The following is a 26,455-nucleotide window of genomic DNA, read 5'->3' as shown; positions in this document are numbered from 1 at the left end:
AAAGAAAAAGGTGGGCACGACGCTTCGCGTCTTTGCCCACCCTACGAATTCAGTGCAAGCCTTACGCCGCGCGCATCTTGGCGAGGAAGCCGTCGACTGCACTGCGCAGCGCGCCGGATTGGCTGTCGAGCTCGCGGGCGTTGGTGAGCACGTCGCTTGCCGCCGTGCCGGTCGCTTCCGCGGCCGAGGTGACGCTGCCGATATTGGCGTTGATCTCGCTCGAGCCGGCCGCGACCGACTGGATGTTGCGCGCGATCTCGCGGGTCGCCTCGCCCTGCTGCTCGATCGACGCGGAAATGCCCGCGGTGATCTCGCTCATCTCGGCGATGGTCTGGGTGATGCCGCCGATGGCAGCGACCGCATCGCTGGTCGAGGTCTGCATCGCCGCGACCTGGGCGGAGATTTCCTCGGTCGCCTTGGCGGTCTGGTTGGCGAGCGCCTTGACCTCGGAAGCGACGACGGCGAAGCCGCGGCCGGACTCACCGGCACGCGCCGCCTCGATGGTGGCGTTGAGGGCGAGCAGATTGGTCTGCGCCGCGATCGAGTGGATCAGCTTGACCACCTCGCCGATCTTCTCGGCGCCGGTGGAGAGTTCCTGCACCGTGGCATTGGTTCGCTCGGCGTCGTTGACGGCGCGGCTCGCCACTTCGGTCGAGCGGGTGACCTGGCGGGAGATCTCCGCAACCGAGCTCGACAGCTCTTCGGCCGCCGCGGCAACCGTGCCGACATTGCCCGACGCTCTCTGCGAGGCCGCGCCGACGGTCGCCGCACGCGAAGAGGCGTCGCTGGCGGTCGCGGTCATCGATTGAGCCGTGGCTTGCATGCCCGTCGCGGCCGAGGAGACCGAGCGGACGATGCCGTTGACGCTGCGCTCGAAGTCGCTGGCGATGCCCTCCATCGCGCTGCGACGTTCCGCCGCGACACGATCCTTGGCATCGGCTTCGGTCTTCTCGAGGTCGCGAATGCGCAGTGCGTTGTCCTTGAAGATCTGGACGGTCGACGCCATTGCGCCGACCTCGTCGCCACGGCCGACGCCGGGAATGTCGCCGTCGAGCTTGCCCTCGGCGAGATCCTTCATGCGGGCGCCGAGCAGAACCAGCGGACCGCTGATGCTGCGGCCGAGCAGCCAGGCGACGCTTCCGGCGACGATCACGATGCCGAACATGGCGAGACCGAGCAGCCAGTAGACCGGGCCCATCTTTGCGTCGATGTCGTCGAGATAGGCGCCGGTGCCGAGATACATCTCGAGTTCGGGAACGGCCACCGCGTAGCCCATCTTCCGGATCAAGCCTTCCTGGCCCGGTTTCGCGTATTCATAGGTCAAAAGGATCGAACCGTTAGCCTTCGCACCGTTCATCAGCTCCCAAGACAGTTTGCGGCCATTGGTCAGAACTTCCATGCGGTTGCTGCCGATCTGCTTCGGATCTGGCGCCAGCTGCGTGATACCGTCATAGGACGTTCCGAAGAGATAACCGGCGCCTTTGTCATAGGTCATCGCGTTGCCGTAGCGGCGAAGATCAGCCATCGCGGCATCCTTCGTCATCTCGCCCGCATCCACCCGCTTCTTCAGCGCCACCGCATAGTTGCGGCCCATGTCGACGATGGCCTTGGCCTGCTCGATGCGCGCGTTCACCATCTCCTGCTTCATCAGATAGCCGGAAAGAACCCCGGAGATGCACAGGCCGAACAAGGTGACGCCGACGAGAATGCCGAGCTTGGGGGCGATCTTCAGATTGCTCAATTTCACGGGATGGCTCCGGCAACAAAGGGATAAGGACGCGCGAGGGAATCGACCGCAATTGAATCAACTTTTAGTGGCGACCCCTTAGCAACCTGTTACGGGACGCCCCGTAGAAGCCCGGAGGAAATGTCGGGGCCGTCGCACAATCGTCGCCACGGCAACCGCCGATTGTACGCAACCGGCCCGATTTCGCGTAAAAGACGCAAAGGCCCGCGCGAAGGCGGGTCACAACAAGAAACCAAATCGGGAGCAGGATATGCCGAAATACAGGGTGGTGACGCCGAAGGGCGCGAGCTTCACGGTCGCGAGCAGCGATTATTCCTACGAGCGTGAGGCGCTCGATCCGATTGACGCCGAGATCGTCGAGGCGCCGGCCGACGAGGCCGGGTTCATCGCCGCCGCCAAGACTGCGGACGCCATCTACGCCAAGGGCATCCCGATCACCAAGACCATCATCGACGCGCTGGAGACCTGCAAGGTCATTACGCTGGGCTCCGTCGGCGTCGACAGCGTCGACATCAAGGCCGCGACCGCGCGCGGCATTCCCGTCACCAACATCCCCGACACCTTCATCGAGGAGGTCGCCGACCATGCCATGATGCTGCTGCTCTCGGGCTTCCGTCGGCTGGTCGAGCAGGACCGGATGGTGCGCAGCGGCCGCTGGGCCGAGGGCAGGCCGGCGTTGTCGAAGATTCCGCGGCTGATGGGCCAGACGCTCGGCTTCATCTCGTTCGGCCGCGTCGCGCGTGCAGTTGCGAAACGCGCAGCTCCGTTCGGCCTGCGGATGATGGCCTACGATCCCTTCATCCAGGAAACGCTGATGTCCGACCACGGCGTGATTCCGGCGACGCTGAACGAGGTGTTGTCGCAATCCGACTTCGTCTCGATGCACGCCCCCGCCCGGCCCGAGGTGCATCACATGCTCACAGAGAAGCACTTCCGGCAGATGAAGAAGGGCTCGGTCTTCATCAACACGGGCCGCGGCGCCACCGTGGACGAGGAAAGCCTGGTCAAGGCGCTGCAGGAGGGCTGGATCGCCCATGCCGCCCTCGACGTGCTGGAGAAGGAGCCGCCCTCGCACAACAATCCGCTGCTCGGGATGGAAAACGTCACCCTGACCGCCCATGTCGCCTCCGCCTCGGCACGGTTTGACGAGGCGCGCAAGCGCCGGGTGGGCTACGAATTGTCACTGGTGCTTCAGGGCATGTGGCCGGTAAGCTGCGTCAATCCGTCGGTGCTGCAAGACACCGCGCTCCGCCGCTGGCAGCCTGTCAGCATGGACCGCGGCCCGAACAGCTAGGCGGGACGGCCGCGAGGCGCGCCGGCAACCGGAAAGACCCTTCACCGGCGATCAACGCCGGGAAGGGAAACACATAGGGAGGAACCGATGAGGAACGACATCACACGTCGTGATGCCTTGGCGCTGGGCCTGTCCGCTGCGGCAATCGCGGCAACCGGTGCTCCGGCAAATGCTCAATCCGCGATCAAGGCCGCGGACGTCCCCACACCGAAACTGCCGATCGAGAAAGGCGCATCCCTGCGCATGCTGCGACCGGTCCGTTTCGTCCAGGCCGACGAGGACGTGTTCCGCGCCAATGCGGCAAAATTCACCAAGGAGACCGGCGTCGAGGTCAAGGTCGATTTCGTCGGCTGGGAGGACATCAACCAGCAGACCGCGGTGACCTCGAATTCCGGCGCCGGTCCCGACATCATCATCGGCTTTTCCGACGCACCGCACATCTATGTCGACAAGCTGGTCGAGCTGACCGACGTCGCCGATTATCTCGGCAAACGCTACGGCGGCTGGCTGCCGCTGGCGCAGCGCTACGGCAAGAAGAACAAGAGCCCCATTTGGATCGGGCTGCCGTTCGGAGCCACCGCGGGTCCCGTGATCTATCGCAAGTCGATCCTGCAATCGGTCGGCTTCGATAAGGTGCCGGAAGACCATGCCGGAATCCTAGACCTGTGCCAAAAGCTCCAGAAGGCCGGCAAGCCGGCGGGCTTCGCCCTCGGCAATGCCAAGGGAGACGGCAACGGGTTCGCAAGCTGGGCGCTATGGTCGCACAACGCGGCCCTGCTGGACGAAGAGGGCAACGTCATCATCAACAGCAAGGAGACGATCGCCGCGCTGAACTGGGTCAAACAGCTCTACCCGACCTTCATCGCCGGCACGACGTCCTGGAATGACGTCAGCAACAACCGCGCCTACGCCGCGCAGGAGATCGCGCTGACCGCCAACGGCGTCTCGCTGTATTTTTCGCTGAAGAACGATCCGGCGACCAAGGCGATCGCCGACGACAGCGAGCATCAGTTGCTGCCGAAGGGTTTGGCCAAGGTGTCGCCGATGGCGGGCCTGACGCTGAACGCCATGGTGTTCAAGCACAGCCAGTACCCCAACGCCGCAAAGGCCTTCCTGCAATACATGCTGGAAAAGGACCAGTACGAACCTTGGCTCAACGCCAATTCCGGCTACTGGTCCCAGCCGCTGGCCGCCTATGCCGAGGCGGCCGTGTGGTCGCAGGACCCCAAGGTGAAGCTGTTCAAGGACACCATGAACAGCACCTATTACGACGGCTACGCGGGCCCGATTTCGACCGCGACCGGCGCCGTGAGCGCCGACTACGTGCTGATTCAGATGTTCGCATCCGTCGCGACCGGCGCTGCCACACCGGAAGCCGCGGCCGCGGAAGCCGAGCAGCGCTGCAAGCGGTACTTCCGACGGCAGAAGTAAGGCCAGAGCACAAGACGGCCGTCATTGCGAGGAGCGTAGCGACGAAGCAATCCAGACTGCAACCGCGGAAACAGACTGGATTGCCTCGCTTCGCTCGCAATGACGGTGTGGCGGCATTCAACGACAGGACAACGACCCGATGTCCGTGACCACACTTCCCACTCTCGCCCTCGCACGACGGCAGCCCTCCTGGCTGGTGCGCCTGTTCGACTACAAGCCGTTCCTGATCGTGATGTGCCTCGCACCCGCGATCGGGCTGCTCACGGTGTTCCTGACCTATCCCCTGGGTCTCGGCATCTGGCTCGCCTTCACCGACACCACGATCGGCAGAAAAGGCGTCTTCGTCGGTCTGGAGAACTTCCAGTATCTGCTCACCGATTCCCTGTGGTGGAACGCGGTGTTCTACAGCGTGGTCTACACGGGGATCGCGACCTTCGGGAAGTTCGCGCTGGGCTTCTGGCTGGCACTGCTGCTCAACAACCATTTTCCGTTCAAGAGCCTGTTGCGTGCCATCATCCTGATGCCCTGGATCGTGCCGACGGTGCTCTCGGCGCTGGCGTTCTGGTGGATCTACGATCCGCAGTTCTCGATCATCTCCTACCTGCTGGTCGACGTGCTGCACTGGCGCACCACCAATATCGACTTTCTCGGCTCGCCCTGGCCGGCGCGCTTCTCGCTGATCGCCGCCAACATCTGGCGCGGCATTCCCTTCGTCGCGATCTCGCTGCTGGCGGGCCTGCAGACCATTTCGCCCTCGCTCTACGAGGCCGCAATGCTCGACGGCGCCAGCGCCTGGCAGCGCTTCCGCTACATCACCTTCCCGATGATGATGCCGATCCTCGCCATCGTCATGACCTTCTCGATCATCTTCACTTTCACCGACTTCCAGCTCGTCTACGCCATCACCCGTGGCGGCCCGGGCAACTCGACCCATTTGCTGGCAACGCTGGCCTTCCAGCGCGGCATTGCCGGAGGCGAGCTCGGCGAGGGCGCGGCGATTGCGGTGTCGATGATCCCGTTCCTCGTGTTCGCGACGCTGTTCTCTTATTTCGGCCTGGCGCGCCGCAAATGGCAGCAGGGAGAGAGCAATGACTGATACCGCCGCCCAACCGGCTGCCGTCGCCACCACACCGCCGGATACCATGGCCTGGGATTCCGGGCTGCGGCGGCTGATGATGATCTATCTGCCGCTCGGCTGCTTCGTGCTGATCCTCCTGTTTCCGTTCTACTGGATGGCGATCACGTCGTTCAAGCCGAACGCGGAGCTGATGAACTACAAGGAACACAATCCGTTCTGGATCTCCTCGCCGACGCTGGCCCACATCAAGCACCTCCTGTTCAATACCGCCTATCCGCGCTGGCTATGGACGACGATGCTGGTTGCGGTCGGCGCGACCACGCTGTCGCTGATCGCGAGCACGCTGGCCGCCTACGCGATCGAGCGCCTGCGCTTCCGCGGCAGTCCCTATGTCGGCCTCGGCATCTATCTTGCCTATCTCGTGCCGCCGTCGATCCTGTTCATTCCGCTTGCAACCGTGGTCGTGCAGTTCGGCTTGTTCGATTCACCGCTGGCCCTGATCCTGATCTACCCGACCTTCCTGGTGCCGTTCTGCACCTGGCTCCTGATCGGTTATTTCAAGTCGATCCCCTACGAGCTCGAGGAATGCGCGCTGGTGGACGGCGCCACACGGCTCCAGATCCTGCGCCGGATCACGCTGCCACTGGCGGTGCCCGGCCTGATCTCTGCCGGCATCTTCTCCTTCACGCTGTCCTGGAACGAGTTCATCTACGCGCTTGCCTTCATCCAGAGCGGCGCCAACAAGACGGTGCCGGTCGCGATCCTGACCGAGCTCGTCACCGGCGACGTCTACCAGTGGGGCGCGCTGATGGCGGGATCGCTGCTCGGCTCGCTGCCGGTTGCGATCTTCTACTCGCTGTTCGTCGATTATTACGTGTCGTCGCTGACGGGGGCGGTCAAGGAGTAACTCGTGGCAACGGCGTTTGGCCCGGTTTCACAAAACTGCAATGCGCGGTCCGCATAAGACGTCCTCCATTAACAGGAGACGCACATGCGAGCGACTTTTCTTGGCACCGTCGCAACGATCATTCTTACCGCGAGCTCCGCGCTCGCGCAGAGCGAAGGCGAATTCCCCGCCAAGCTCGCCGGCCATGTGGTGATGCCGGCTGCTACGTTCATCGACGCGCCGGCTGACGCGCCCGCCGATCTCAAGACATCCGGCAAATACACCACCGGCAAGCGGGTCGACGCGCTCGGCACGGTGATGGGCAAGTCCTATGAGCGTGCGACCGGCGTGTCGCTGCCGTTCAAGGGCCAGCCGCTGCAGGGCCATTCCGGCATCAAGTCGATGGGCGACGGCACCTTCTGGGTCATCACCGACAACGGCATGGGCGCGCGCGCCAATTCGCCGGATTCGATGCTGTACCTCAACCGCTACAAGATGGATTGGGCCGGCGGCAAGATCGAGCGGCTGGAGACCGTGTTCCTGCACGATCCCGACAGACGCGTGCCGTTCCGCATCGTGCATGAAGACACCGAGAGGCGTTACCTCACCGGCTCCGACTTCGACACCGAAGGTTTCCAGATTATCGGCGACACTTTCTGGATCGGCGACGAGTTCGGCCCTTACATCCTGAAGGCCGACAAGACCGGCAAGATTCTGGCCGTATTCGAGACGGTCGCCGACGGCAAGCCCGTGCGATCGCCGGATCATTGGGCGGTGGCGACCCCGGGCGCCCCGGGTGCGACCTACACCAACGTCAACCTCCGACGCTCCAAGGGTTATGAGGGCTTCGCCGCCTCGAAGGACGGCAAATTCCTCTACGGCCTGCTCGAGGGCCCGCTGTGGGATGCCGAGAAGAAGGACTGGGAGAAGGTCGACGGCAAGGAAGCCTCGCGCATCCTCGAATTCGACGTCACTGCTGAGAAGTTCACCGGCCGCTACTGGCAGTATGTGTTCGAGCAGAACGGCAACGCCATCGGCGACTTCAACATGATCGACCCGGCGAGCGGCCTGATCATCGAGCGCGACAATGGCGAAGGCACGCCCGACAAGGCCTGCCCGCAAGGCACCCGCGGCGAGAACTGCTTCCCTGACGTGGCCAAGTTCAAGCGCGTCTACAAGATCGAGCTCACCGACGCCAATGTCGGCAAGCCCGTGCGCAAGATCGGCTATATCGACCTCCTGAAGATCAGGGATCCCGATAAAAAGGCGAAGAACCCGCTCAATGACGGCGTCTACACCTTCCCGTTCTTCACCATCGAGAACGTCGATCGTGTCGACGAAACCCACATCATCGTCGGCAACGACAACAATCTGCCGTTCTCGTCCAGCCGCGATCCCAACAAGGCCGACGACGACGAGTTCATGCTGCTCGATGTCGCGGATTTTCTGAAGGCGAAGTAAGCCAGCGCTCTCTCAACGCGGTCATGCCTCGGTCAAGCCGGGGCATGACAGCGGAGGGCTTATCGCACCGTAAACTCCACCGGAATCGTAAAGCTCATCGCGCCGTTCCTGATCTCGTCCGGGATCGGCGGAAATGGCGCGGCCTGACGGACCATCGACATGGCCTGGGCGTCGAACGCGGCAATGCCGGACGAACCGCTGAGCCGGCTGGACGTAACCTGTCCGCTCCGGCTGACGGTGAAGCTGAGCCTGGCAACGCCGCGCTGACCGCCGCCGCCGGACGGATATTGGTGGAAGCGCATCAAATGCGCGCGGACCCGCTGATTATAGGATGCGATCACGGAGGCCACCGCGCCGGCGCTCATCGCGGATGCCATCGGCGCCTCACGCTCGGCGCGCGGCGGAGCGCTGGTGCGCGGTGCAGGGATGGCCTCCGACGGCTTCCTGGCTTCGCGACGGACCAGCTTCGGCTTCGCCGGCGCAGGCCTTTCGATCGGCACGATCTTCGCCGGCTCGGGCTTGGCCGGTGTGGGCTCGAGCTTCTGCTCCGGCGGCGCGACCACATCCGGTTTCTGCTGCGGCGGCGTCGGCGCGATGGTCTCCTCGGCGGCCCGCTGCTGCACCGGCTCCGGCGGCGAGGCGTCGGCCTCCTGCATCACCGGTCCCGGCGCGACGTCGTCCTGCACCAACTGCGGTGCCGACGTCACCGGCGCCATGTCGATCATAATCGCCGGTAGGCTGACGCCCTGCTCGGGCTGCGATTTGAGCCAGCTTGTCGCAAGAATCGCGGCCCCGAGATGCAACGCCACGATCACCGCTGCCGCTACGCTCCATCGCGCGCCCTCGCGCTCGCCAAGCGGCTCGTGCAGGGCAAAGGCGTTCGCGGCCATCAGCTGCGACCGTCGAGGCCGACCAGCGCAACTTTCAAATAGCCGGCGTTGCGCAAGCTGTTCATCACCTCCATCAGGTCGCCATAGGAGACGGCCTTGTCGGCGCGCAGATAAATGCGCTCGTCCTTGCGGCCCTTGGTGGCGGCATCGAGCGAGGTACTGAGCGCATCACGGGCGACGACGTCCTCGCCGACCGCGATCGAGAGATCGGGCTTCACGGTGACGAAGACCGGCTTGTCCGGCCGCGGTGCCGGCTCGGCCGCGGTCGCCGGCAGCTCGACGCCGATATCGACGGTGGCGAGTGGGGCGGCCACCATGAAGATGATCAGCAGCACCAGCATCACGTCGATGAACGGCGTGACGTTGATCTCATGGGTGACGTCGAGATCACCTGGGTCGCCGCGCTTGAGCGGCGATCCCGACCGTGCGCCGAGCTTCGCGGCCATGGCCTACTCCGCCGCCCGCGCCATGCGGAACTCTCTGTGATCGCGCTGCCGGCTCACCAGCAGCATGAGCTGCGCCGAGGCATCGCCCAGCAGCGCCCGGTAATTGGCGATGCCGCGGACGAGGTGATTGTAGATCACGACCGCCGGGATCGCAGCGACGAGGCCGAGCGCGGTCGCGAGCAGCGCTTCCGCGATACCGGGCGCGACAACCGCAAGGCTCGTGGTGTGGCTCTCGGAAATGCCGATGAATGAATTCATGATGCCCCAGACCGTGCCGAACAGGCCGACGAACGGCGCCGTTGCGCCGATGGTCGCGAGCACGCCGGTGCCGCGCGCGATCTGCCGCGACATCGCGGCCTCGACCCGCTCCAGCCGCAACGCGACGCGCTCCTGGAGGCCGTCGTCGAGGATGCCGCCGGAGAGCCCCGCTTCCTTCGCGCAGGACTGGATGAGCTGGGCGACGGCGTCGCGCGCATCGCCGGTCTGTTCTGCCACCTCGGTCAGCTTGATGTTGCCTTCAAGCGCGCGCGTCCGCTGCAAGGCGAGCGTGCCCTTGCGGCGCAGCTCGATGGACTTGGCGAGCCACACGGTCCAGGTCACCAGCGAGGCGACGGCCAGCCCCACCATCACCGTCTTCACGATGATGTCGGCGCTGACGAACATGCCCCAGGGCGACAAATTGCGCGGCAACAGCGCCTCGTCGATCGCGAAGGCGGGCGCCGGCGCGAGCGCCAGCACGATAGTCACGATCGCGTGCCGCAGCCTGGAATTGCTCTGCATCCTGATCTCCCGACAGACAAAACGAAGCTATGCCGCGGGCAATGCCGCGATCCGATCCGCGAGCTGCCGGAACCGCACGAGCTGATCCGCACGCAGCGCCCGGGTCTCGTCGCGGCCGACGAAGACCTTGAACATGATGCCGCCGTCCGCGTTGACGAAAGCGACGAAGGCCGAAGTCTTGCTCATGAAGGGACGCTCGACGAAGGCCACGGCCGCACAACGCTCGTGCCGGAGATGGCCGTGCAGGCCCTTCGGCTGCATCAGGTTGAAATAGCCGCGGCCGATCTCGCCTGCGGGAATCGCGCCGGTGAACTCGAAGATCGCGTCATCCGTGTGGACGATCAGCGTCACCTCGCCCCACGCGGCGATATCCTGCATGGCGGCGGCGAAATGCTCGCCGCCCCCCATCCGAACCATCGACGACGGCAGCGCCTCGATCACCGCGCGCGGCGTGACCTTGCGCTCGCGCGCGACGTCCTCGATCACCGCACCGGGGTTGTCGGCCATATACGCCTTGAGATCGGCGGGATCCGTGCTCAGCATGTCCAGCTCCTTTCGTGCTTCGCGCTGCCTCAAGCGGCCGCGGCCTTGCGCTCGCTCTGGATCACCTCGAAACCTTCGAATTTGGGATGACCGAGATAGAGGCTCTCGCCGGTTGGATTGTCGGCGCGGGCATGGGCACGACGAAACTGGTCCGAGCGCGTCCAGGCCTCGAACGCCGCCTTGTCGACCCAGGTCGTGTGCGAGGAATAGAGCGTGTGATCCTCGGCCTCGGGGCCCTTCAAGAGATGAAACTCGACGAAGCCCGGCATGCTGCCGAGATAGGATTCGCGGGTAGCCCAGACGGTTTCGAACGCGGTCTCCGCGCCCTTCTTCACTTGAAAACGGTTCATGGCGATGAACATTCAACTCTTCTCCTGTCAGTCATGCAGATCGGCGAACGCCGACCGGGTCTTCAGAACGCGCCGAAACCACGCCGGGGACATCGGCGTGGCTTTGGAGGCCGATGCGGCCCCCCATCGGGATAGCCGGCAGTCTCTTTAGGTGCCGCCAAAGTGGTACTTGAGGCCTCCCTTGATCACGAGCCCCGCGCCGGCGCTCGCCCACTTCACGTCGTTTTGCGTATCGCCGGTACTGCCGACCGGAACCGCGTAAGGCCGGTAGTACCGGTTGAAGAGATTCTCGACCGAGAAATTGAGCGTGAGGTCCGACGTCGGCTGATATTGAGCATAGAGATTCACGAGATCGTACGACGTCGCCGGAGTGTAGCTCCGTGGGATGTCGTAATTGGCGATGGCCGATGTCCACATCACCGAGAGGATCAGGGTTCGGTCGAGCAGGCGCACGCCAGCGGTCGTGGTGACCTTCTGCGGCGGGACGCTGTACAGGCCAAACCCCGTCTGCAGGTTCTTGCCATTTTGATACGTGCCGGAGAGACCGAGGAACCAGAGATTTGCGTCGTACATCGCCTCGGCTTCCACGCCCTGAATGCGCGCCGACGCCACGTTCTGATATTGCAGGAACGGCAGCACGGTGAGGCTCGGTGCCGGCGGCGGACCGGTGGGAACGACCAGGGGATTTCCGTAGGCGACCTGATCGATGAAGTCCGTTATGTCGTTGCGGAACACGTTGATCTTGCCGCGCAGCGTATCACCCGGAGTGAACAGGTCATTCTTCTTGATGTTGAAGCCGATCTCCTTGTTCTTGCCGACCTCGGGCCGCAAGTTCGGATTGGGCACGAAGCAGAAAGTCGAATCCGCGCCCGGTCCCGGCGTGCCTGACGGACAGCGGAAGAAGGAGTCGTTGATCGTGGCACCCGAATGCGGCCCGCTGACCAGCGTCTCCGTGATCGATGGAGCGCGATAGCCTTCGGCATAGCTGACATACGGCGTCACGACCGCGGTAGGAACAAGCGCAACCGTGATCTTCGGCGACAGGCGATCGCCACCGGACGACGAGGAAGTCGAGGAAAGCTGATAATTATCGTACCGGAGCGCGCCGATCACCTCGAGCATCGAGGTATAGTTCGCCTTCCACTGCACGAAGCCGCCGGAGACCGTGCGCTGACCGCCGGGCGTCGTGACCTCCGACGTGCCGGTGGTGTCGCGCGACGACACCTTGTCCTGGAACGCATCCAGTCCGTAGGTCAACGCGTGACGCCAGCTTCCGGTCTCGAACCGCGACGTGTTGTGCACGTCGACGCCAAGCGTATCGAGCAGATAGCCGCGATTGCTGCCGATACAGCCGGACACGGCATTGCCGGGCACGCCGCCGCAATAGACCGACGGCGTTATGCTCGTATGCGCGGTCTTGACCTGATCGTTCTCGGTGCGATTCCAGTACACCTTCGCGTCCCAATCGACCCACGGGTTGTCTGGCTGTGAATATTTCCAGCCGAGCGTCGTGGTGTAGTTCTTGACATTGGATGCGTAGATCGACGTGCCACCGAGATTGTTGGTGCCGCTCGCATTGGTCGAATTGGGATCACCGGCGCGCCGTGGCGGCTGGCCCACGCGGTAGATGTCTTCCTGGAAGATCGTGCCGAGCTGGACCTCGTGCCCATCCGCAGGCCGCACCGTCAGCTTGGCGATGCCGCTCGTGAGGCGATTGCCGGTATTGGCGACCTCGAAGCCCGTGCCATCCTTGTAGTTCTCCTGCGTGGAGTAGGTGCCGCCTGCGAACACGTCGACGTCAGGGTTGACGCGGACGCCGCCGAAGGCCGAGCCGAGCGCACGCCCGTAATTGCTGCCAAGAATGGTCTTGACGTCCACGCCCCATCGCTCTCCGGCGCGCACGACATCCTCGATGTCCTTGGTACGGAACGACGCCACACCTCCGATCGCACCGGAGCCGTAGATATTGGCGGTGGGGCCACGGACGATGTCGATGCCGCCGATCAGCTCGGGATTGAGGAAGAACGAGCCGTTCGCGAAATGACCGGTCCGCTGATAGTTCTGCCGCGCGCCGTCGACAACGACAGCGACACGGCCGAAATCCTGCAAGCCGCGGATGTTGATCGAGGTCGACGGCTCGTCGCCGCGATTCTGAACCCACACGCCCGGCACGTTGTAGATGAGATCGCCGACAGTACTGGCCTGCCGCGCCTCGATCTGCGCCGACGTCACGACGCTGACCGGCGCGAGCGCATCGACGGCACGCTCCTCGGTCTTTGAGGCCGCGGCCGTGATGGTGTCGAGCGCTTGAACGGGTGCAGCGCCGCCAGCCTGGGCGCGGGCGTTCATGACATCAGGCGCCGCCTGCTGCGCGACCGGCGGCTTGGCCTGCTTGCGCTTGGCCTGTTTCGGCCGCTCCGGCGACACGCTCTCAGCTCGCGGCTGAGCCGTCTGCGCAAGGCCGCTCTCCGTCACCAATGCCGCAATTGAAACCACCGACGCGCCCAAAATAAGGGCGCGCGAATACCTAGCCCCGTCAGCCATATCAGCCCCAGCCTGCACTTTACTTTCTTGGAGTCGTTTGGCTGGCGTGCGTTCGCAAGGCGAACGACTGGCTGGCTGATGTTCTCGAGACGCGGACAAGCTGTCCGCTGCCATAATTGGTTACGTGGCAACACTTCGACGGTCAATGACATCAGGTTGCAGTTTATATCGATTGTAAATCGTCGCCGTTGGAAAGCGCTTCGCGCCGCTTATACAAGCAAGACGCATCTGAAATTTCGAAAGCGCATCACACCTAACATGTCAGCAACGTCCGGAGACGGCGGCGGCGATGCGGCGGGGCCGACACAAAGCCCTTCCGCAACAACGAGAATCCTCACCATGCGAGGGAGCCGGATCGACAGCCGCGAGCTGTTTGCGGCCGAGCGCGAGATCATCATCGCGCATGGCGAGGACAATTATCGCCTGCGTTTGACCTCGCAGAACAAGCTGATCCTGACGAAGTAATCTGCAATGGCATTTTGTCGCACCCTCAGGTGTCTCCTGCTCTCCGGCACAATCGCGCTCGGGTCCAGCGCGCACGCCGCCGCCATCACCGTGCATGACGCGCGCAACCGCGATGTCGCTGTCGCCGACTTTGCACGGACGGTCTCGATCGGCGGGGCCATCACCGAGATTCTCTATGCGCTCGGGCTGGAGAGCCGGCTGGTCGGCGTCGACACCACGAGCCTTTATCCGGCAGCTGCGCTGCGCGACAAACCCAATGTCGGCTACATGCGCCAGATTTCGGCCGAGGGCGTGCTCGGCCTCAACCCCACACTGATCCTGGCGATCCAGGGGTCGGGCCCGCGCGAAACGATGGAGCTGCTGGAGACGGCGAAGGTGCCGCTGGTGCTGGTGCCGGAGACCTTCTCCGAAAACGGACTGATCGATAAAATAAAAATGGTCGGCCATGCCATGGGCGTCGACGCGCGCGCCGAATGCTTGAGCGCCGCGGTCGGCGCCGATCTCGCGCAGCTGCGCGCACTGCGTGCCAAGGTGACGAAGCCGGTTCGCGTGATGTTCGTGATGTCGCTCCAGAACGGACGCGCCATGGTCGCCGGTCACAAGACCGCTGCCGACGAGATCATCCAGCTCGCGGGCGCCGCCAACGCCGTTGACGACTACGACGGCTACAAGATCATCGGCGACGAAGCGATCGTAGCGGCGAAACCCGATGTCGTGCTGTCGATCGAGCGGGGCAAGGACTCACTCCAGGCCGACGCGATCTATGCCCATCCCGGCTTTGCGTTGACGCCGGTCGCGGCCAACAAGAGTTTCATCACGATGGACGGGCTCTATCTGCTCGGCTTCGGGCCGCGCACCGCGGCGGCGGCGCGTGATCTCTCCGTCAAGCTCTATCCGGCATTGTCCGACCAGGGTGGCGCGTTCGCCTCCGCCTTGTCGGCGGCGAATTGCCGGCAATGACTCTCGCGATCGGAACCGGAGTGCGTAGCACTGGGCAACGCGCCGGCAACGGACGGAGGTTCGCGTCGATTGCGCTTCCCCTGCTCCTCGCGGCGCTCGCAGTTATCGCAACCGTTGCGCTGACCGTCGGCGCGGCCGGCATTCCCCTGTCGCGGCTGCCTGCCGCGCTCGGCCTTGCCGGCAACGCCGCCGCCGATGCCATGACCGCCCGCGACCAGCTCGTGCTGTGGTCGATCCGCATCCCCCGGATCGCGGCGACCGCGATGGTCGGCGGCCTGCTCGCCGCGGCCGGCGCGATCATGCAGGGGCTGTTTCGCAATCCTCTCGCGGATCCTGCGCTGGTCGGCGTCTCCAGCGGTGGCGCGCTCGCGGCCGCGAGTGCCATCGTCTTCACCGATTCGCGCTTCGGCGAGACGCTGCATTTCCTCCAGACCGAGCTGCTGCCGCTTGCTGCTTTCGCGGGATCGCTGGTCACGACCGCGACCCTCTACGGCATCTCCAGCCGCTCGGGGCGGACCTCGATCGCGATCTTCCTGCTCGCCGGCGTCGCCATCACCGCGATCACCAATGCCGGCATCGGTCTGCTGGTGTTCGTCGCCGACGACCGCCAGCTCCGCGACATCACGTTCTGGCTGCTGGGCTCGATGAGCGGCGCCACCTGGACCAAGGCAGCCGTGCTCGCGCCCATCCTGGTCGTCGGGCTCGCGGCCTGCACCTACATCGCGCGCGGTCTCGATCTCCTGGTGCTTGGCGAGGCCGACGCCTTTCACGGCGGGGTCGATGTCGAGCGCCTGAAGCGGATCTCGATCGTCATGGTCTCCGCCATGACTGGCGTTGCGGTGTCGATCAGCGGCGTCATCGGCTTTGTCGGCATCGTCGTGCCGCATCTCTTGCGTCTCGTCATCGGCCCCGCGCACCGCCTGCTGCTGCCGGCTTCGGTGCTGCTCGGCGCGATCCTGATGGTCGGCGCCGACACGCTGGCGCGCACCATCGTGGCGCCGGCGGAGATGCCGATCGGCATTTTGACCGCCGCGGTCGGCGCCCCGGTGTTCCTGGGGATTCTGTTGCGGCAGCGGGGGCTCGCCTCGCTATGAGCGCCGTCATCGAAGCACGTGCTTTAGGCAAGCGCGCCGGCCGCGCGAGGCTGCTCGATGGCGTCGGCCTGAGCGTGGGGGCCGCCGAGATGATCGCCATCATCGGCCCGAACGGCGCCGGCAAGTCGACGCTGCTGCGGCTGCTCTCCGGCGACCTCCGCCCGAGCGAAGGCGAGGTGCGACTGAAGCAGCGCAATCTCCGCAGCTATACGCCGCGCGAACTCGCCGCGCGCCGCACGATGTTGTCCCAGCATATCAACGTCACCTTCCCCTTCACGGTCGAAGAGATCGTGCTGATGGGCGCGGGCGACCGCAGCTTGCGCGATCCCGGTCCACTCCTCGATGCCGCACTGGACGAGGTTGGCCTTACGCAATTTCGTGAACGGCAATTGCCGACGCTGTCAGGCGGCGAGCAGCAGCGTGCCCATTTCGCCCGCGTGCTGGTGCAGCTTGCCTGCGGCGAGGCCGAGCACGGACCGGGCCTTCTGCTGCTGGACGAGCCGACCTCGAGCCTCGACCTGCGTCACCAGATCGACCTCGTCGAAGCCGCGCGCCGCCGTGCGGCGGCTGGCACCGCCGTCGTCGCGATCCTGCACGACCTCAACCTGGCGATCCGATTTGCCGATCGGCTGGTCGTGCTGAACCGCGGCCGGCTCGTCGCCGACGGCCCGCGCGCCGAAATCGTCACACGCAAGACCATCCGCGACATCTTCGAGATCGACGCCGTCGTCCATCAGGCTGACGACGGCGTACCTTACGTGTTGCCGCAATCGATGCGCGCGGCGCCGCCTTTGCCGGACATTTAGCCCGCCGGCACGATCACCATGCTCTTGTCCTTCGGCCAGCGAATGCGCCAGGCGAAATTGATGTCCTTGACCTCACCGGGCTTGGCGTCGAACGACCATTCGAGCACGCCGCGGCGGTCGCGAATGTTGCTCGCGGTCGGCGGCGTGGTCGCAGGCAGCATCTCGACGAGGATGTCCTCGTTCTCGCTGACCGGCAACTGATCCTCGATCGCGACCTTGATCGGGAAGTCGTGACCATTGCGGATCGTCGTCTTGAACGATCGCTCGTCGGTCTTCGACGTCGTGACCAGGAGACCGGCCGAACCTTCGTTGCGCTTGAGCACCGCGCGCTCGATCCTGACCTTGTCGTCGGCGCCGAAGCCGAGCCGCACGACATCGTCCTTGGCCGAAGCCGAGAGCTTGCCGCGGCCGACGAAGGTCCCATCGCGATAGATTGCGACCTTACCCGGCAACAGATTCGTGTCGTCCACCTGCTTGAAGCTGGCCTCGAGGAAGGCGGTGGGGTCCATCACCGGTGCCGCACGCACCATGAGATCGGCGGGCACGGTCATCGAAGCGATGCGCAGGCTCTTGGCGCCCTCGGCGGCGCCGAGGCTGACGCGGCCGGGAATTTTGTAGGTAGCCTGGAAGTCACCGATTTCGGCGACCGCCTGCTGTTCCTCGGCGCGCTCGCGGATATCGTCGGCTGCCTTGGCCGCGGACGTTTCCATCTTTCGCTGCTGCATTGGCGCCGCCGCAGGCATTGCCGAATCCGAAAGCGAACCCAGCGCCCGCGGCCTCGGCACTTGCGGATATTGTGCAACGAGCGAGTTCAGCTCCGGCGCGCTGCCGCCGCGGCCGATGCGGACCGTGGAGACGCCGAGCGTGACGTTGGACCAGTCCTCGCCGGTTGATTGCGTGACTTCGGCACGGCGGACAAGCTCGAGCTGCGGTTTGCGATCCTTCGCGCCGGTGTCGAGGCGGGCATCGTAGAGCGGCAGCCAGCGCGCATTGCGCACATTGTAGGTGACCCTCAACGTCGCCTTGGTTGCTGCCGGCGCGGCGATGTCCATGCGGACTTCGAGCTTGCTCGGCGGCTTGGCCTTGCGCTCGACTTCGAGCTGAGCGATCTGCCGATCGATCTCGCGCATCTTGCGCGTGGCGTCGCGAACAGCGGTATCGGCGCTCGCAATTTCCTCGCCGACGGTGGCAAAGGCCGTGCGCCATTCGGCAATCGGCCGCGCCTCGCCCTTGTCGCCGATCCCCGCGGGCGACGCTTCCGCAAAATGCTCCGCGAATTTGCGCCGCGCATTGGCCGAGTCGATCGCGCCTTGCAGGTCGGCGCGCTGGTCGTTCAGTGCTTCGATGCGCTTGTCCAGCTCCGGCAAATTGACCGGCGCCGCACGCGGCGTTCGCGCATCGATCGTGCCGATGGTGAGCTTCGCTCCCCCCTCACCCTCCACCCGGATCGAGGAGGTGTCGAGACCAAGCGGGAAGTCCTTGGCAATGAGCGTCGAGTCGCCAGACGGCAGGTCCACCGCGATGATTCGGGTGACGGTCGCGCCATCGGGGTAAATGGTGACGGTATCGATGGCCGATGTGGCGTCCAATTCGGCGGCCCATGACGACGACGCGAATGCTGTGGTCACCAGAACCAGGCTCGTCGTTACCAAACATCTTGCGGTGATGCGCATCAAGTCCCTCCTCCAAGTCATCGCCGCCGCCAGCCGGACGCGCGATCCAATGCCTCGCCAACATGGTTGGACGCGGCAGGGAAGGAACTGGTTCGATTGGGGTTTCCGTGGGGCGCCGCCGCGGCGGCACCATGGCCGCGGAACGTGTCGTCAGCCCGCGACGGAGCCCTTAATCCTGAGCGGACGAACCCTGCCCGAAGACGCGGCGGAGCAGATCGGTGACGTTCTTGGCGCCCGCCTTCCTCAGAATGCCGGCGCGATAGCCCTCGACCGTGCGTGCGCTCAGATGCATGCGCCGGGCGATCTCCTTGTTGGTCAGGCCGGCGGCGAGATGCTCGAGCACGTCACCTTCGCGCGCGGTCAGGGGTTCGCAGCCGGGCAGCCAGCGCTGCCGGCTGGAGCCGGGCTGTGCGAACTCGTCGATGGCGGCATCGATCCGGTCGACGATGTCGCAGGTGCGGAACGGCTTCTCTATGAAGTCGGCCGCGCCGCTCCTGATGGCATCGACCGCCATGGCGATGCTGCCGTTTGTCGCGGTCACCAGCACCGGCGCCATGCAGTTTTCCTCGCGCAGGCGCTTGAGCACGTCGAGACCGGAGCGATCGGGCGGCATCTCCAGCAGCACACAGGCCGGCATCCGCGCCTTGGCCTCCGAGAGCAGAGACGCGCCGTCGGCGAAGCAGATCACGTGGTATGCGCTCTGTTGGAGCGCGGTGGACAATTGTTCGCGGGAGGCGGCATCGGTGTCGATGACGAATACCTCACCCTTGGAAAGCATGTTCCCCGGCATAATTCCGATCCAGCAATGTCTTTGGTCAAATGGTCCGAGACGGCAGCGGGGCCTCGTCGCGCCGCGCCGTCATATGCACGGCATTCACGCCCGTGCTTCGGTTTCACTTATGTATGTTCCACCCGGTTCCCGGATTTGACGGATCGGGACATAAACTTTACATTTCGGGACATCTGCGGGAATGGCTGGCAGGAACGGTTCGCATGACCGACCTCATTCGCAGCGCGGGCTTGAGCTACTACCCGGAGGTCGCGCGGTCGGTCGGGCTCGACCCCAAACAGATGATGCGCAAGGTGAGGCTGCCGCTGGCCTGCCTCGACAAGCCCGATACGCCCATTGCCGTCACCGGTCTGCGGCGTCTGCTCGAAATGTCGGCCGAGGCGTCCGGAGCCGAAGATTTCGGCTTGCGGCTTGCCGAGCGCGGCGGGCTGACCAATTTCGGCGCGGTCGGCTTGATCGTGCGCGAACAGGCGACCGTTGGTGAAGCTATCGAAGCCTTCTCGCGCTTCATCCCGATCCATCACGACGGCATGAAGCTGGACGTCACCCACGACAAGCAGACCGTGACCGTCACGCTGCACCTGCGCGGCCGACAGCCGACCGCGCCGCGCCAGTCGATCGACATGGCGCTCGGCAGCGTCCATCGCATCATCCAGTCGCTGTTCGGCAGCGATTGGCGGCCGCAGGAAGTTCACCTGCATTATCCACCGCCGCTCGACCGCAAGCGCTACCGCGAGTTCTACGGCTGCCGTGTGACCTTCAATGCGGAGGACGATTCGATCCTGTTGTCGGCACACGACATGGAGCGCCGGATCCCGAGCGCGCATCCGCTGATTGCGAGCTATCTGCGCAAGCGGATCGAGGCGATCGAGACGCGGCCGGCAAGCTGGGAGGAGAAGGTCGACGAGGTCGTGCGTCTCCTGCTCGCCGGCGGCGACTGCACGGTCGAGCGCGTCGCCGAGCACCTCGCCTGCACCCGCCGCACCATCCACCGGCATCTCGCCGAAGCCGGCACCAGCTTCTCGGCCATTCACGACGCGCAGCGCGCCGATCTCGTGGTCCAGCTGATCGACGACCCCGGCCGGCCGCTGGCCGACATCGCCGTGCAGCTCGGCTTCTCCGCACAGAGCGCCATGGCCCGCTGGTTTCGCGGCCGCTTCGGCTGCACCATCACGGCATGGCGCAAAGGCGTCCGGCCATTGGAATCACCGACCGCGGCGACCGCGGCTTGAATTCAGCGGGCCGGGACGGGCACGCCCATGATGGCGAGGGCGCGGCGACGACTGCCGGCGAGCAGCGGACCGAACGCGATGGCAAAGCCGAGGAACGCAACGATCCAGCCGCAGGCGGCAAGGTGCAGCAACGTATCGCCGTGCGCAGGCCAAACCACCGCCGCGACCCGCGCCAGCGCCGCGACGATGATCGCGGCATAGATGGCTTGTGTCGCCGGCGACGCCGTCAGCGCCTGTCCGGTATGGCCGAGACTCGCACGGGTCATCACCGAGAGCGTCATGGTTCCGGCCGCGCCCGCCATCCAGGCGTGGATGCCCGCGCTCGGCGGCAACGCGCCGAAGACGGCAAGAGCATGCAGGAGGAAACCGAGCGGCACGAAGACATAGCCGACATGGAGAATCAGGAGCAGCTTCTCGCGGAAGGTGCGATCACCGGCCCAACGTGCGAGCCGCACCAGATGGAGCCCGCCGACGAGCGCCATCGCCGCCCCGGTGATCGTGCTCAACGGCGCGACGATCCACGCGAGGAGCGCCAGCGCGCTGCACCCGATCACCACACCGTCAAAACGCCCGAACGGCACCGGAAGGCGGCCAGGGTTGAACTTGGCCAGCCAGTTGCGGGTGAAGCTCGGGATGATGCGGCCGCCGATCAGCGAGATCATCACAACGACCACGCCGATGCCGAGGCGGATGCTGACATCGGCCCCACCCGCATAATGCGCTTCGAGGTGGAAGGCGACATTGCCGGCGAGCAGCACGAGCACCAGCACCACCACAGGAAGGTTGCGCCAGTTGCCGCCGGCGATGATCTCGCGCGTTGCAGCGGCGACGACCAGCGTCAGGAAGGCGGCATCGACGGCAAGCGCAAACAGCCAGCCGATGTCGGCAGACAGCGTCACCGCGACCCGGCCAGCGATCCAGACCGCCAGCAGCGCGCCCAGAGACGTCCCCTGGATCGGCAGCCGCCCGGTCCAGTTCGGGATCGCCGTGAACAGGAATCCCGTAATCACCGCCGGCAGGAAGCCGTAGAGCATCTCATGGACGTGCCAGTCGCGCGGCGCAAAAGCCGACGTCACCGACAATTCGCCGTAGAACATCGGCAGCCATGCCAGGATCGAAAGCCCTGCTTGGATGGCGGCAAGCAGGAAAAACGGCCGAAAGCTGTTCGCAAACAGCGGCCAGCCCTCAAAGTTGCGGGATCGGGCGCCAGCCATGGGTCAACTCCAGTCGATTCAAATCGTCGCCTGGAAAAATACTGCCGTCCGGCTGGCTCGTTTTTGAGCTATCGCAAACACCCTGACGATTGCAGGTGTCATCACACTTCCAGCGCCAAGGAGGCGGAATGGCCAAGGTCGACACATCGCTGGTTGCGCATTTGCCGCTGTTTGGGGGTGTCAAACCGGAGGACCTCGAGGAGATCCTGCGCGGGGCCCGCTCAGTGCGCTATCCCAAGAACAGCGCCATTTTCGAGCAGGGCGCGGACGCGCAATCGTTCTTCCTGCTGCTGCACGGCCATGTTCGCGCGGCCAAGACCACACCGACCGGCGAGCAGATCGTGGTGCGCTATGTCGCGCCGGGCGAAACGTTCGGTCTCGCGATGGCGATCGGAGCCGCGCGCTATCCGGCCACGGCGATCGCGGTCGACGACAGCGTCGCGCTGATCTGGCCGACTTCCGCATGGCCGCGACTGGTCGAGCGACGCTGCGCACGAGAAAGCGCGAATCCTTTGCGACTGCGATGCGGTCGCCGTCCAGTCTCACGACGCCGTCGGAAATCAGCGGCTTCAGACGCGATGCCGATTTCAGCATTGCCCCGGCCTCTGCGCCATGACGCGCGCAGATGTCGCCGAGATCGGCGCTGAACTCGCACATGATGCGTTCGATGATGTCGGCGCGCAGCCGGTCGTCGTCGGTGAGCCCATAGCCTTTCGCGGTGGCCAAATGGCCCGCGGCGATGCTCTGCGCATAGGCGCCGATCTGCACCTCGTTCTGGACATAGCCCTGCGGCAAATGTCCGATCGCGCTCGCGCCGAAGCCGAGCAGGACTTCGCCCTTGTCGGTCGTGTAGCCCTGAAAATTGCGCCGCAGCGTGCGTTGCTCGAAGGCCACAGCCATGGAATCGTCCGGCCGCGCGAAATGATCGAGCCCGATCTGCACATAACCGGCCTCCTTCAACGCATTGGCGATCGCGCAGGCCTGGTCGTGGCGCGCAAGGCCGTCGGGCAGCACGGCCTCGTTGATCATGCGCTGGTGCTTCTTGAAAGCAGGCACATGCGCGTAGCCGAACACCGAGAAGCGGTCGGGCCCAAGCTCGAGCGAACGTCGCACGGTATCCAGGCACGAGGCAACGGTCTGGTGCGGCAGTCCGTAGATCAGATCGAAGTTGATCCCATTGATGCCGGCGCGCTGGAGCCTGTCGACGACGGAAGCCGTCTGTTCAAAACTCTGCACACGGTTGATCGCGCGCTGCACGACGGGGTCGAAGCTCTGCACGCCCAGGCTCGCGCGATTGACGCCGGACAGCCGCATGGCCTCGACCATGTCGGCCGTCAGCGTGCGAGGATCGATCTCGACCGCAATCTCGGCCGACGGCAGCACGAAGAACGATTGGCGCATCGCCGCCATCAACTCGGCAAAAGCCTCCGGCGCCATGATCGTCGGGGTGCCGCCACCGAAATGGATGTGCTCGACCTTGATGCGCCGGCCGATCGTCTCGGACACCTGCGCGATCTCACTGCGCAGCGTACGCAGATAGGCCGTGATGAGGCCGTCTCTACGAACGATCTGGGTATGGCAACCGCAATACCAGCACATCTCGCGGCAGAACGGCACGTGCAGATAAAGCGACGCGCTGGCCGCCGCCGGGAGCTCCGCCAGCCAGCGGGCGTAGGCGCCCTCGCCGATCGCCGGCGAGAAATGCGGTGCGGTCGGGTAGCTCGTGTAGCGCGGCAGTCGTTCCTCGCCGTAGCTCGCCGCAAGATCGGCCCTCATATCTTACCCATTCGTCAATCAATGCTGCGCAGCGGGGCGGCGCATCCCGATGGCACGAAATTACCCGTTTACGGGTGCGCTACCTTGCGCTCGCTCAAAGTCCGCGCACGGGATCGGCGCCATGGTGACATTTGATTATTGCCCTCTGGAGACAGGTTATGGCGTCGTTCGCGCTCGATCTCGTTCTGTGGCTCACCGGCGTTCGCGGCCATATCCCGCGCTTCGACGATTTTCGTCCCCTCCCAACGACGCCCACCGTTGGCGCCAGCCACCTGGTACGCGTAATGGTCATCACGGCCGCCGTTCTCGCCGCGCTGTCACTCGCGGTCTGGGGCACGGTCTGGATTGCGATCCAGTTGCTCTAGTCGACAACAATCCATTCGCAACAAACGCAACTGAACATGCGAACGATTTGCGGCCGACGCGGCTGACGTCGCGCGCCATCGCGTCTTTGGTATTGCCGATGCGATCTTCGACAAACTCCTAAGGATTTTACCGGAGGCGAATACGGCAAAAGCTTGTCGCAGCGCAAACACGCTTGCCGCGATCGGCGCACACTGCATTCCGTCATCAAGACCATTTCAGATGAAGGATGCTTCCGATGTTCACCCGCCGAGCCGCATTGATCAGCGCCGCCGCCACCGCCCTGATGCTGGCGACACCCGCCTTGGCTGCCGACGATCTCAAACTGCCGCGCCAGAAGGTCGAGCTGGTCGCTCCTCCGTTCGTGCACGCGCATGAGCAAGCGACCAAGCAGGGCCCCAGGATCGTGGAGTTCACGCTCACGATCGAGGAGAAGAAGGTCGTCATCGACGAGAAGGGCACCACTTTCCAGGCGATGACCTTCAACGGCTCGATGCCGGGTCCGATGATGGTCGTGCATGAGGGCGACTACGTCGAAACGACACTGGTCAATCCCGCAACCAATTCCATGCCGCACAACATCGACTTCCATTCCGCGACCGGCGCGCTCGGCGGCGGCGCGCTCACGCTGGTCAATCCAGGCGAGCAGGTTGTCTTGCGCTGGAAGGCAACCAAGACCGGCGTGTTCGTCTACCATTGCGCACCGGGCGGCCCGATGATCCCCTGGCACGTCGTCTCCGGCATGAACGGCGCCGTGATGGTGCTGCCGCGCGACGGCCTCAACGACGGCAAGGGCCACGCACTGAAATACGACAAGGTCTATTATGTCGGCGAGCAGGACATGTACGTGCCGCGCGACGACAAGGGCAATTTCAAGTCCTATGAATCGCCGGGCGAAGCCTTCACCGACACCGAAGAGGTGATGAAGAAGCTGATCCCCTCCCATGTGGTGTTCAACGGCAAGGTCGGCGCGCTCACCGGCAAGAATGCGCTCACCGCCAATGTCGGCGAGAACGTGCTGATCGTGCATTCGCAGGCCAATCGCGACAGCCGTCCGCATCTGATCGGCGGCCATGGCGATTATGTCTGGGAGACCGGCAAGTTCTCCAACGCGCCGGAGACCGGGCTCGAGACCTGGTTCATCCGCGGCGGCTCGGCGGGAGCTGCGATGTACAAGTTCATGCAGCCCGGCATTTACGCCTATGTCACGCACAATCTGATCGAGGCCGCCGACCTCGGCGCCACCGCGCACTTCAAGGTCGAAGGCAAGTGGAACGACGATCTGATGACGCAGGTGAAGGCCCCTGCCGATATCCCGGCCCCCAACACCAATTAGACGCGACGAGGGGCCGGTGATGACCGGCCCCTTCTTCCCTGGGGGGATGACCATGCTGATCGCATTCAAGCTGAAGCTGCTGCTCGCCTGCGCCGCCGGGCTCGCGGGGCCGATCGCGGTAGCGCCGCTGGTGTCGGACATCCGGACCCACGGCGCCGCGGCGGAGCCCGCCATCGTCAGGGTCGCGCCAGGCAGCCTGTCCTATCGCGAGGCCGGCGATTTCACGCGTGCCGGGCAGCAAGCGGAAGCGCCGCTGCGCACGATGCGCTTCGAGAGGCCGCTGCACATCATGCGGCATCAGGTCTCGTCCTCCGACTATCAGATTTGCGTGCAGGAGGGTGCTTGTCGCGCGCTTGATCGCGGCGTGGCAATCGCCTCCGATCGACCCGCGGTGCAGGTGAGCTGGCACGATGCCGAGGCTTATGCGGGTTGGCTCTCGCGCAAGACCGGTCACAGTTACCGCCTGCCGAGCGACGCAGAATGGGCCTTTGCGGCCGGCTCCAGATTCAGGGATGACGGTCTTCCGGTGGACGCAGCAGATCCATCGAAGCGCTGGATCGGTCGCTACGAGCGTGAATCCGAACGCGACCTGTTCGACACGACGGCCTATTCGTTCGGCAAGTTCGGTTCGAACGAGCACGGCATCGAGGATCTCGCCGGCAATGTCTGGGAGTGGACCTCGACCTGCTTCGTGCGCTCGCGGACCGACGCGGCCGGCAATGCCGGCCGTCCCACCGCGAATTGCGGCGTGCGTATCGCCGAGGGTGCGCACCGCGCCTATGTCACCGATTTCATCCGCGACGCCCGCGCCGGCGGCTGTGCGCAAGGCGTCCCGCCTGCCAATCTCGGCTTCCGCCTGGTGCGAGAGGAAACGTCCTGGGTCGCAAGCGTATCGGCGCGGTGGGGTCGGGCATGGTCGGTTAAGTCATGATGCGATTGAGGAGGCAATGTGCGCGCTGCCTCCTCAATGTCGTCCTGGCGAAAGCCAGGACCCATAACCACTAAGCAAAGTTTGGTGAAGACTCGCGTTGACAGCCCTTGGGACTATCGCCGACCGCGATCGATAGACCTCGCGGTATGGGTCCTGGCCTTCGCCAGGACGACACCGAAGATGTGGTCACGGCGGCGCCAAGCTGAAACGAAAATGGCCGGAGCGAAGCCCCGGCCATTTTCGCGGTATTTGCAACCGCCTTACGTGTTCTTCAGCGCGACGCGGAATTCGGCTTCGGTCTTGGCCTTGACCTCGTCGAGCGAGACGCCGTCGGCGAGCTCGATCAGGGCCATGCCGCCGCTGCC

23 protein-coding genes and 3 pseudogenes are annotated in these 26,455 nt (G+C 64.7%); 14 read left to right on the top strand and 12 right to left on the bottom strand.

The genetic code is table 11. The features are described 5' to 3' along the window. Positions 1-61: 61 nt before the first annotated feature. The gene (locus tag AC0L20_RS31850; RefSeq protein WP_473294525.1) at positions 62-1,747 is read right to left on the bottom strand and encodes a methyl-accepting chemotaxis protein; all 1,686 of its coding nucleotides are present in this window, start codon (positions 1,745-1,747) and stop codon (positions 62-64) included. A gap of 250 nt (positions 1,748-1,997) precedes the next feature. Between AC0L20_RS31850 and AC0L20_RS31845 the strand changes: the two genes are divergently transcribed. The 5 genes from AC0L20_RS31845 (at position 1,998) to AC0L20_RS31825 (ending at position 7,897) form a co-directional block, all read left to right on the top strand. Continuing rightward, positions 1,998-3,041: a C-terminal binding protein gene (locus AC0L20_RS31845; protein WP_473294524.1), complete on the top strand. Its 1,044-nt coding sequence runs from the start codon at positions 1,998-2,000 to the stop codon at positions 3,039-3,041. An 87-nt stretch (positions 3,042-3,128) separates the two neighbouring features. Continuing rightward, entirely contained in the window at positions 3,129-4,472 is a 1,344-nt protein-coding gene (locus tag AC0L20_RS31840) for an ABC transporter substrate-binding protein (RefSeq protein ID WP_247358299.1), read from the top strand. A 139-nt stretch (positions 4,473-4,611) separates the two neighbouring features. Beyond that, complete coding sequence (locus AC0L20_RS31835; protein WP_027519956.1) at positions 4,612-5,568, top strand: carbohydrate ABC transporter permease; 957 nt, start codon at positions 4,612-4,614, stop codon at positions 5,566-5,568. Further along, a complete protein-coding gene (locus AC0L20_RS31830; protein WP_473294523.1) occupies positions 5,561-6,457 on the top strand; it encodes a carbohydrate ABC transporter permease in 897 nt (298 codons plus the stop codon). The genes AC0L20_RS31835 and AC0L20_RS31830 overlap by 8 nt, the downstream gene beginning before the upstream one ends. Before the next feature lie 84 nt (positions 6,458-6,541). Further along, on the top strand, positions 6,542-7,897 hold the full coding sequence (locus tag AC0L20_RS31825) for an esterase-like activity of phytase family protein (RefSeq protein ID WP_473294522.1): 1,356 nt from the start codon (positions 6,542-6,544) through the stop codon (positions 7,895-7,897). 59 nt (positions 7,898-7,956) lie between these two features. On the opposite strand, the gene AC0L20_RS31820 is transcribed toward AC0L20_RS31825, so the two are convergent. The 6 genes from AC0L20_RS31820 to AC0L20_RS31795 form a co-directional block, all read right to left on the bottom strand. Then, positions 7,957-8,787 carry a TonB family protein gene (locus AC0L20_RS31820; protein WP_473294521.1) on the bottom strand — a complete coding sequence of 277 codons (831 nt, stop codon included), beginning with the start codon at positions 8,785-8,787 and terminating at the stop codon, positions 7,957-7,959. Continuing rightward, positions 8,787-9,233, bottom strand: a complete 447-nt coding sequence (gene exbD, locus AC0L20_RS31815; RefSeq protein ID WP_473294520.1) for a TonB system transport protein ExbD — start codon at positions 9,231-9,233, stop codon at positions 8,787-8,789. Before exbD ends, AC0L20_RS31820 begins: the two co-directional genes overlap by 1 nt. A gap of 3 nt (positions 9,234-9,236) precedes the next feature. After that, a complete protein-coding gene (exbB, locus tag AC0L20_RS31810) occupies positions 9,237-10,013 on the bottom strand; it encodes a tonB-system energizer ExbB (protein WP_473294519.1) in 777 nt (258 codons plus the stop codon). A gap of 27 nt (positions 10,014-10,040) precedes the next feature. Further along, positions 10,041-10,556 carry a heme utilization cystosolic carrier protein HutX gene (gene hutX, locus AC0L20_RS31805; protein WP_473294518.1) on the bottom strand — a complete coding sequence of 172 codons (516 nt, stop codon included), beginning with the start codon at positions 10,554-10,556 and terminating at the stop codon, positions 10,041-10,043. A 29-nt stretch (positions 10,557-10,585) separates the two neighbouring features. Then, positions 10,586-10,918 carry a heme-degrading protein HmuQ gene (gene hmuQ / locus AC0L20_RS31800; protein WP_045002782.1) on the bottom strand — a complete coding sequence of 111 codons (333 nt, stop codon included), beginning with the start codon at positions 10,916-10,918 and terminating at the stop codon, positions 10,586-10,588. 135 nt (positions 10,919-11,053) lie between these two features. Then, positions 11,054-13,450, bottom strand: coding sequence for a TonB-dependent hemoglobin/transferrin/lactoferrin family receptor (locus AC0L20_RS31795; protein ID WP_473294517.1), 2,397 nt, complete (start codon positions 13,448-13,450; stop codon positions 11,054-11,056). A 258-nt stretch (positions 13,451-13,708) separates the two neighbouring features. On the opposite strand from AC0L20_RS31795, the gene AC0L20_RS31790 reads away from it, so the two are divergent. From AC0L20_RS31790 to AC0L20_RS31775, 4 genes are read left to right on the top strand one after another with little or no spacing between them, the layout of a single operon-like run. Then, entirely contained in the window at positions 13,709-13,915 is a 207-nt protein-coding gene (locus tag AC0L20_RS31790) for a hemin uptake protein HemP (RefSeq protein ID WP_473294516.1), read from the top strand. 6 nt (positions 13,916-13,921) lie between these two features. Next, a complete protein-coding gene (locus tag AC0L20_RS31785) occupies positions 13,922-14,875 on the top strand; it encodes a heme/hemin ABC transporter substrate-binding protein (protein ID WP_473294515.1) in 954 nt (317 codons plus the stop codon). After that, on the top strand, positions 14,872-15,969 hold the full coding sequence (locus AC0L20_RS31780; RefSeq protein WP_473294514.1) for a FecCD family ABC transporter permease: 1,098 nt from the start codon (positions 14,872-14,874) through the stop codon (positions 15,967-15,969). The genes AC0L20_RS31785 and AC0L20_RS31780 overlap by 4 nt, the downstream gene beginning before the upstream one ends. After that, entirely contained in the window at positions 15,966-16,775 is an 810-nt protein-coding gene (locus tag AC0L20_RS31775) for a heme ABC transporter ATP-binding protein (protein ID WP_473294513.1), read from the top strand. Before AC0L20_RS31780 ends, AC0L20_RS31775 begins: the two co-directional genes overlap by 4 nt. Here AC0L20_RS31775 and AC0L20_RS31770 read toward each other — a convergent pair. Together AC0L20_RS31770 and AC0L20_RS31765 are read right to left on the bottom strand one after the other, a co-directional pair. Continuing rightward, the gene (locus AC0L20_RS31770; protein ID WP_473294512.1) at positions 16,772-18,448 is read right to left on the bottom strand and encodes a mucoidy inhibitor MuiA family protein; all 1,677 of its coding nucleotides are present in this window, start codon (positions 18,446-18,448) and stop codon (positions 16,772-16,774) included. The two genes, AC0L20_RS31775 and AC0L20_RS31770, sit on opposite strands and share 4 nt — an antisense overlap. A gap of 169 nt (positions 18,449-18,617) precedes the next feature. Further along, positions 18,618-19,238, bottom strand: a complete 621-nt coding sequence (locus AC0L20_RS31765) for a response regulator transcription factor (RefSeq protein WP_473294511.1) — start codon at positions 19,236-19,238, stop codon at positions 18,618-18,620. Between the two features lie 203 nt (positions 19,239-19,441). Here AC0L20_RS31765 and AC0L20_RS31760 point away from each other — a divergent pair, with 203 nt between their 5' ends. Next, a complete protein-coding gene (locus AC0L20_RS31760) occupies positions 19,442-20,470 on the top strand; it encodes an AraC family transcriptional regulator (protein WP_473294510.1) in 1,029 nt (342 codons plus the stop codon). Positions 20,471-20,472: 2 nt separating this feature from the next. Here AC0L20_RS31760 and AC0L20_RS31755 read toward each other — a convergent pair whose 3' ends face one another. After that, positions 20,473-21,684, bottom strand: coding sequence for an NnrS family protein (locus AC0L20_RS31755; protein ID WP_473294509.1), 1,212 nt, complete (start codon positions 21,682-21,684; stop codon positions 20,473-20,475). A gap of 128 nt (positions 21,685-21,812) precedes the next feature. Here AC0L20_RS31755 and AC0L20_RS31750 point away from each other — a divergent pair. After that, a pseudogene (locus tag AC0L20_RS31750) lies at positions 21,813-22,169 on the top strand (cyclic nucleotide-binding domain-containing protein); the annotation flags it as partial. Here AC0L20_RS31750 and hemN read toward each other — a convergent pair. Continuing rightward, positions 22,165-23,460, bottom strand: a pseudogene (hemN, locus tag AC0L20_RS31745) (oxygen-independent coproporphyrinogen III oxidase); the annotation flags it as partial. The pseudogenes AC0L20_RS31750 and hemN sit on opposite strands and share 5 nt — an antisense overlap. Before the next feature lie 158 nt (positions 23,461-23,618). Between hemN and AC0L20_RS31740 the strand changes: the two are divergent. The 3 genes from AC0L20_RS31740 to AC0L20_RS31730 all read left to right on the top strand — a co-directional run bounded on the left by AC0L20_RS31740 (position 23,619) and on the right by AC0L20_RS31730 (position 26,090). Then, the gene (locus AC0L20_RS31740; RefSeq protein ID WP_473294508.1) at positions 23,619-23,825 is read left to right on the top strand and encodes a hypothetical protein; all 207 of its coding nucleotides are present in this window, start codon (positions 23,619-23,621) and stop codon (positions 23,823-23,825) included. Between the two features lie 236 nt (positions 23,826-24,061). After that, positions 24,062-25,159: a copper-containing nitrite reductase gene (gene nirK, locus AC0L20_RS31735; RefSeq protein WP_473294507.1), complete on the top strand. Its 1,098-nt coding sequence runs from the start codon at positions 24,062-24,064 to the stop codon at positions 25,157-25,159. 52 nt (positions 25,160-25,211) lie between these two features. Continuing rightward, positions 25,212-26,090: an SUMF1/EgtB/PvdO family nonheme iron enzyme gene (locus tag AC0L20_RS31730; RefSeq protein ID WP_473294506.1), complete on the top strand. Its 879-nt coding sequence runs from the start codon at positions 25,212-25,214 to the stop codon at positions 26,088-26,090. Positions 26,091-26,350: 260 nt separating this feature from the next. On the opposite strand, the pseudogene AC0L20_RS31725 reads toward AC0L20_RS31730, so the two are convergent. After that, a pseudogene (locus AC0L20_RS31725) lies at positions 26,351-26,455 on the bottom strand (succinyl-CoA--3-ketoacid-CoA transferase); the annotation flags it as partial.

The organism is Bradyrhizobium sp. Kon58 (assembly GCF_055807455.1).
The sequence above is the reverse complement of the archived record's forward strand: the minus strand, read 5'-3'. Positions and strand labels throughout refer to the sequence as shown.

Coding starts and splice junctions, on each gene's coding strand:
- AC0L20_RS31775 (WP_473294513.1), top strand. CDS start 15,966: ATGAGCGCCGTCATCGAAGCACGTGCTTTAGGCAAGCGCGCCGGCCGC.
- AC0L20_RS31780 (WP_473294514.1), top strand. CDS start 14,872: ATGACTCTCGCGATCGGAACCGGAGTGCGTAGCACTGGGCAACGCGCC.
- AC0L20_RS31840 (WP_247358299.1), top strand. CDS start 3,129: ATGAGGAACGACATCACACGTCGTGATGCCTTGGCGCTGGGCCTGTCC.
- AC0L20_RS31845 (WP_473294524.1), top strand. CDS start 1,998: ATGCCGAAATACAGGGTGGTGACGCCGAAGGGCGCGAGCTTCACGGTC.
- AC0L20_RS31765 (WP_473294511.1), bottom strand. CDS start 19,238: ATGCCGGGGAACATGCTTTCCAAGGGTGAGGTATTCGTCATCGACACC.
- AC0L20_RS31740 (WP_473294508.1), top strand. CDS start 23,619: ATGGCGTCGTTCGCGCTCGATCTCGTTCTGTGGCTCACCGGCGTTCGC.
- AC0L20_RS31825 (WP_473294522.1), top strand. CDS start 6,542: ATGCGAGCGACTTTTCTTGGCACCGTCGCAACGATCATTCTTACCGCG.
- AC0L20_RS31830 (WP_473294523.1), top strand. CDS start 5,561: ATGACTGATACCGCCGCCCAACCGGCTGCCGTCGCCACCACACCGCCG.
- AC0L20_RS31785 (WP_473294515.1), top strand. CDS start 13,922: ATGGCATTTTGTCGCACCCTCAGGTGTCTCCTGCTCTCCGGCACAATC.
- hmuQ (WP_045002782.1), bottom strand. CDS start 10,918: ATGTTCATCGCCATGAACCGTTTTCAAGTGAAGAAGGGCGCGGAGACC.
- AC0L20_RS31790 (WP_473294516.1), top strand. CDS start 13,709: ATGTCAGCAACGTCCGGAGACGGCGGCGGCGATGCGGCGGGGCCGACA.
- AC0L20_RS31795 (WP_473294517.1), bottom strand. CDS start 13,450: ATGGCTGACGGGGCTAGGTATTCGCGCGCCCTTATTTTGGGCGCGTCG.
- AC0L20_RS31770 (WP_473294512.1), bottom strand. CDS start 18,448: ATGCGCATCACCGCAAGATGTTTGGTAACGACGAGCCTGGTTCTGGTG.
- AC0L20_RS31820 (WP_473294521.1), bottom strand. CDS start 8,787: ATGGCCGCGAACGCCTTTGCCCTGCACGAGCCGCTTGGCGAGCGCGAG.
- nirK (WP_473294507.1), top strand. CDS start 24,062: ATGTTCACCCGCCGAGCCGCATTGATCAGCGCCGCCGCCACCGCCCTG.
- AC0L20_RS31755 (WP_473294509.1), bottom strand. CDS start 21,684: ATGGCTGGCGCCCGATCCCGCAACTTTGAGGGCTGGCCGCTGTTTGCG.
- exbB (WP_473294519.1), bottom strand. CDS start 10,013: ATGCAGAGCAATTCCAGGCTGCGGCACGCGATCGTGACTATCGTGCTG.
- AC0L20_RS31760 (WP_473294510.1), top strand. CDS start 19,442: ATGACCGACCTCATTCGCAGCGCGGGCTTGAGCTACTACCCGGAGGTC.
- hutX (WP_473294518.1), bottom strand. CDS start 10,556: ATGCTGAGCACGGATCCCGCCGATCTCAAGGCGTATATGGCCGACAAC.
- AC0L20_RS31730 (WP_473294506.1), top strand. CDS start 25,212: ATGCTGATCGCATTCAAGCTGAAGCTGCTGCTCGCCTGCGCCGCCGGG.
- exbD (WP_473294520.1), bottom strand. CDS start 9,233: ATGGCCGCGAAGCTCGGCGCACGGTCGGGATCGCCGCTCAAGCGCGGC.
- AC0L20_RS31835 (WP_027519956.1), top strand. CDS start 4,612: ATGTCCGTGACCACACTTCCCACTCTCGCCCTCGCACGACGGCAGCCC.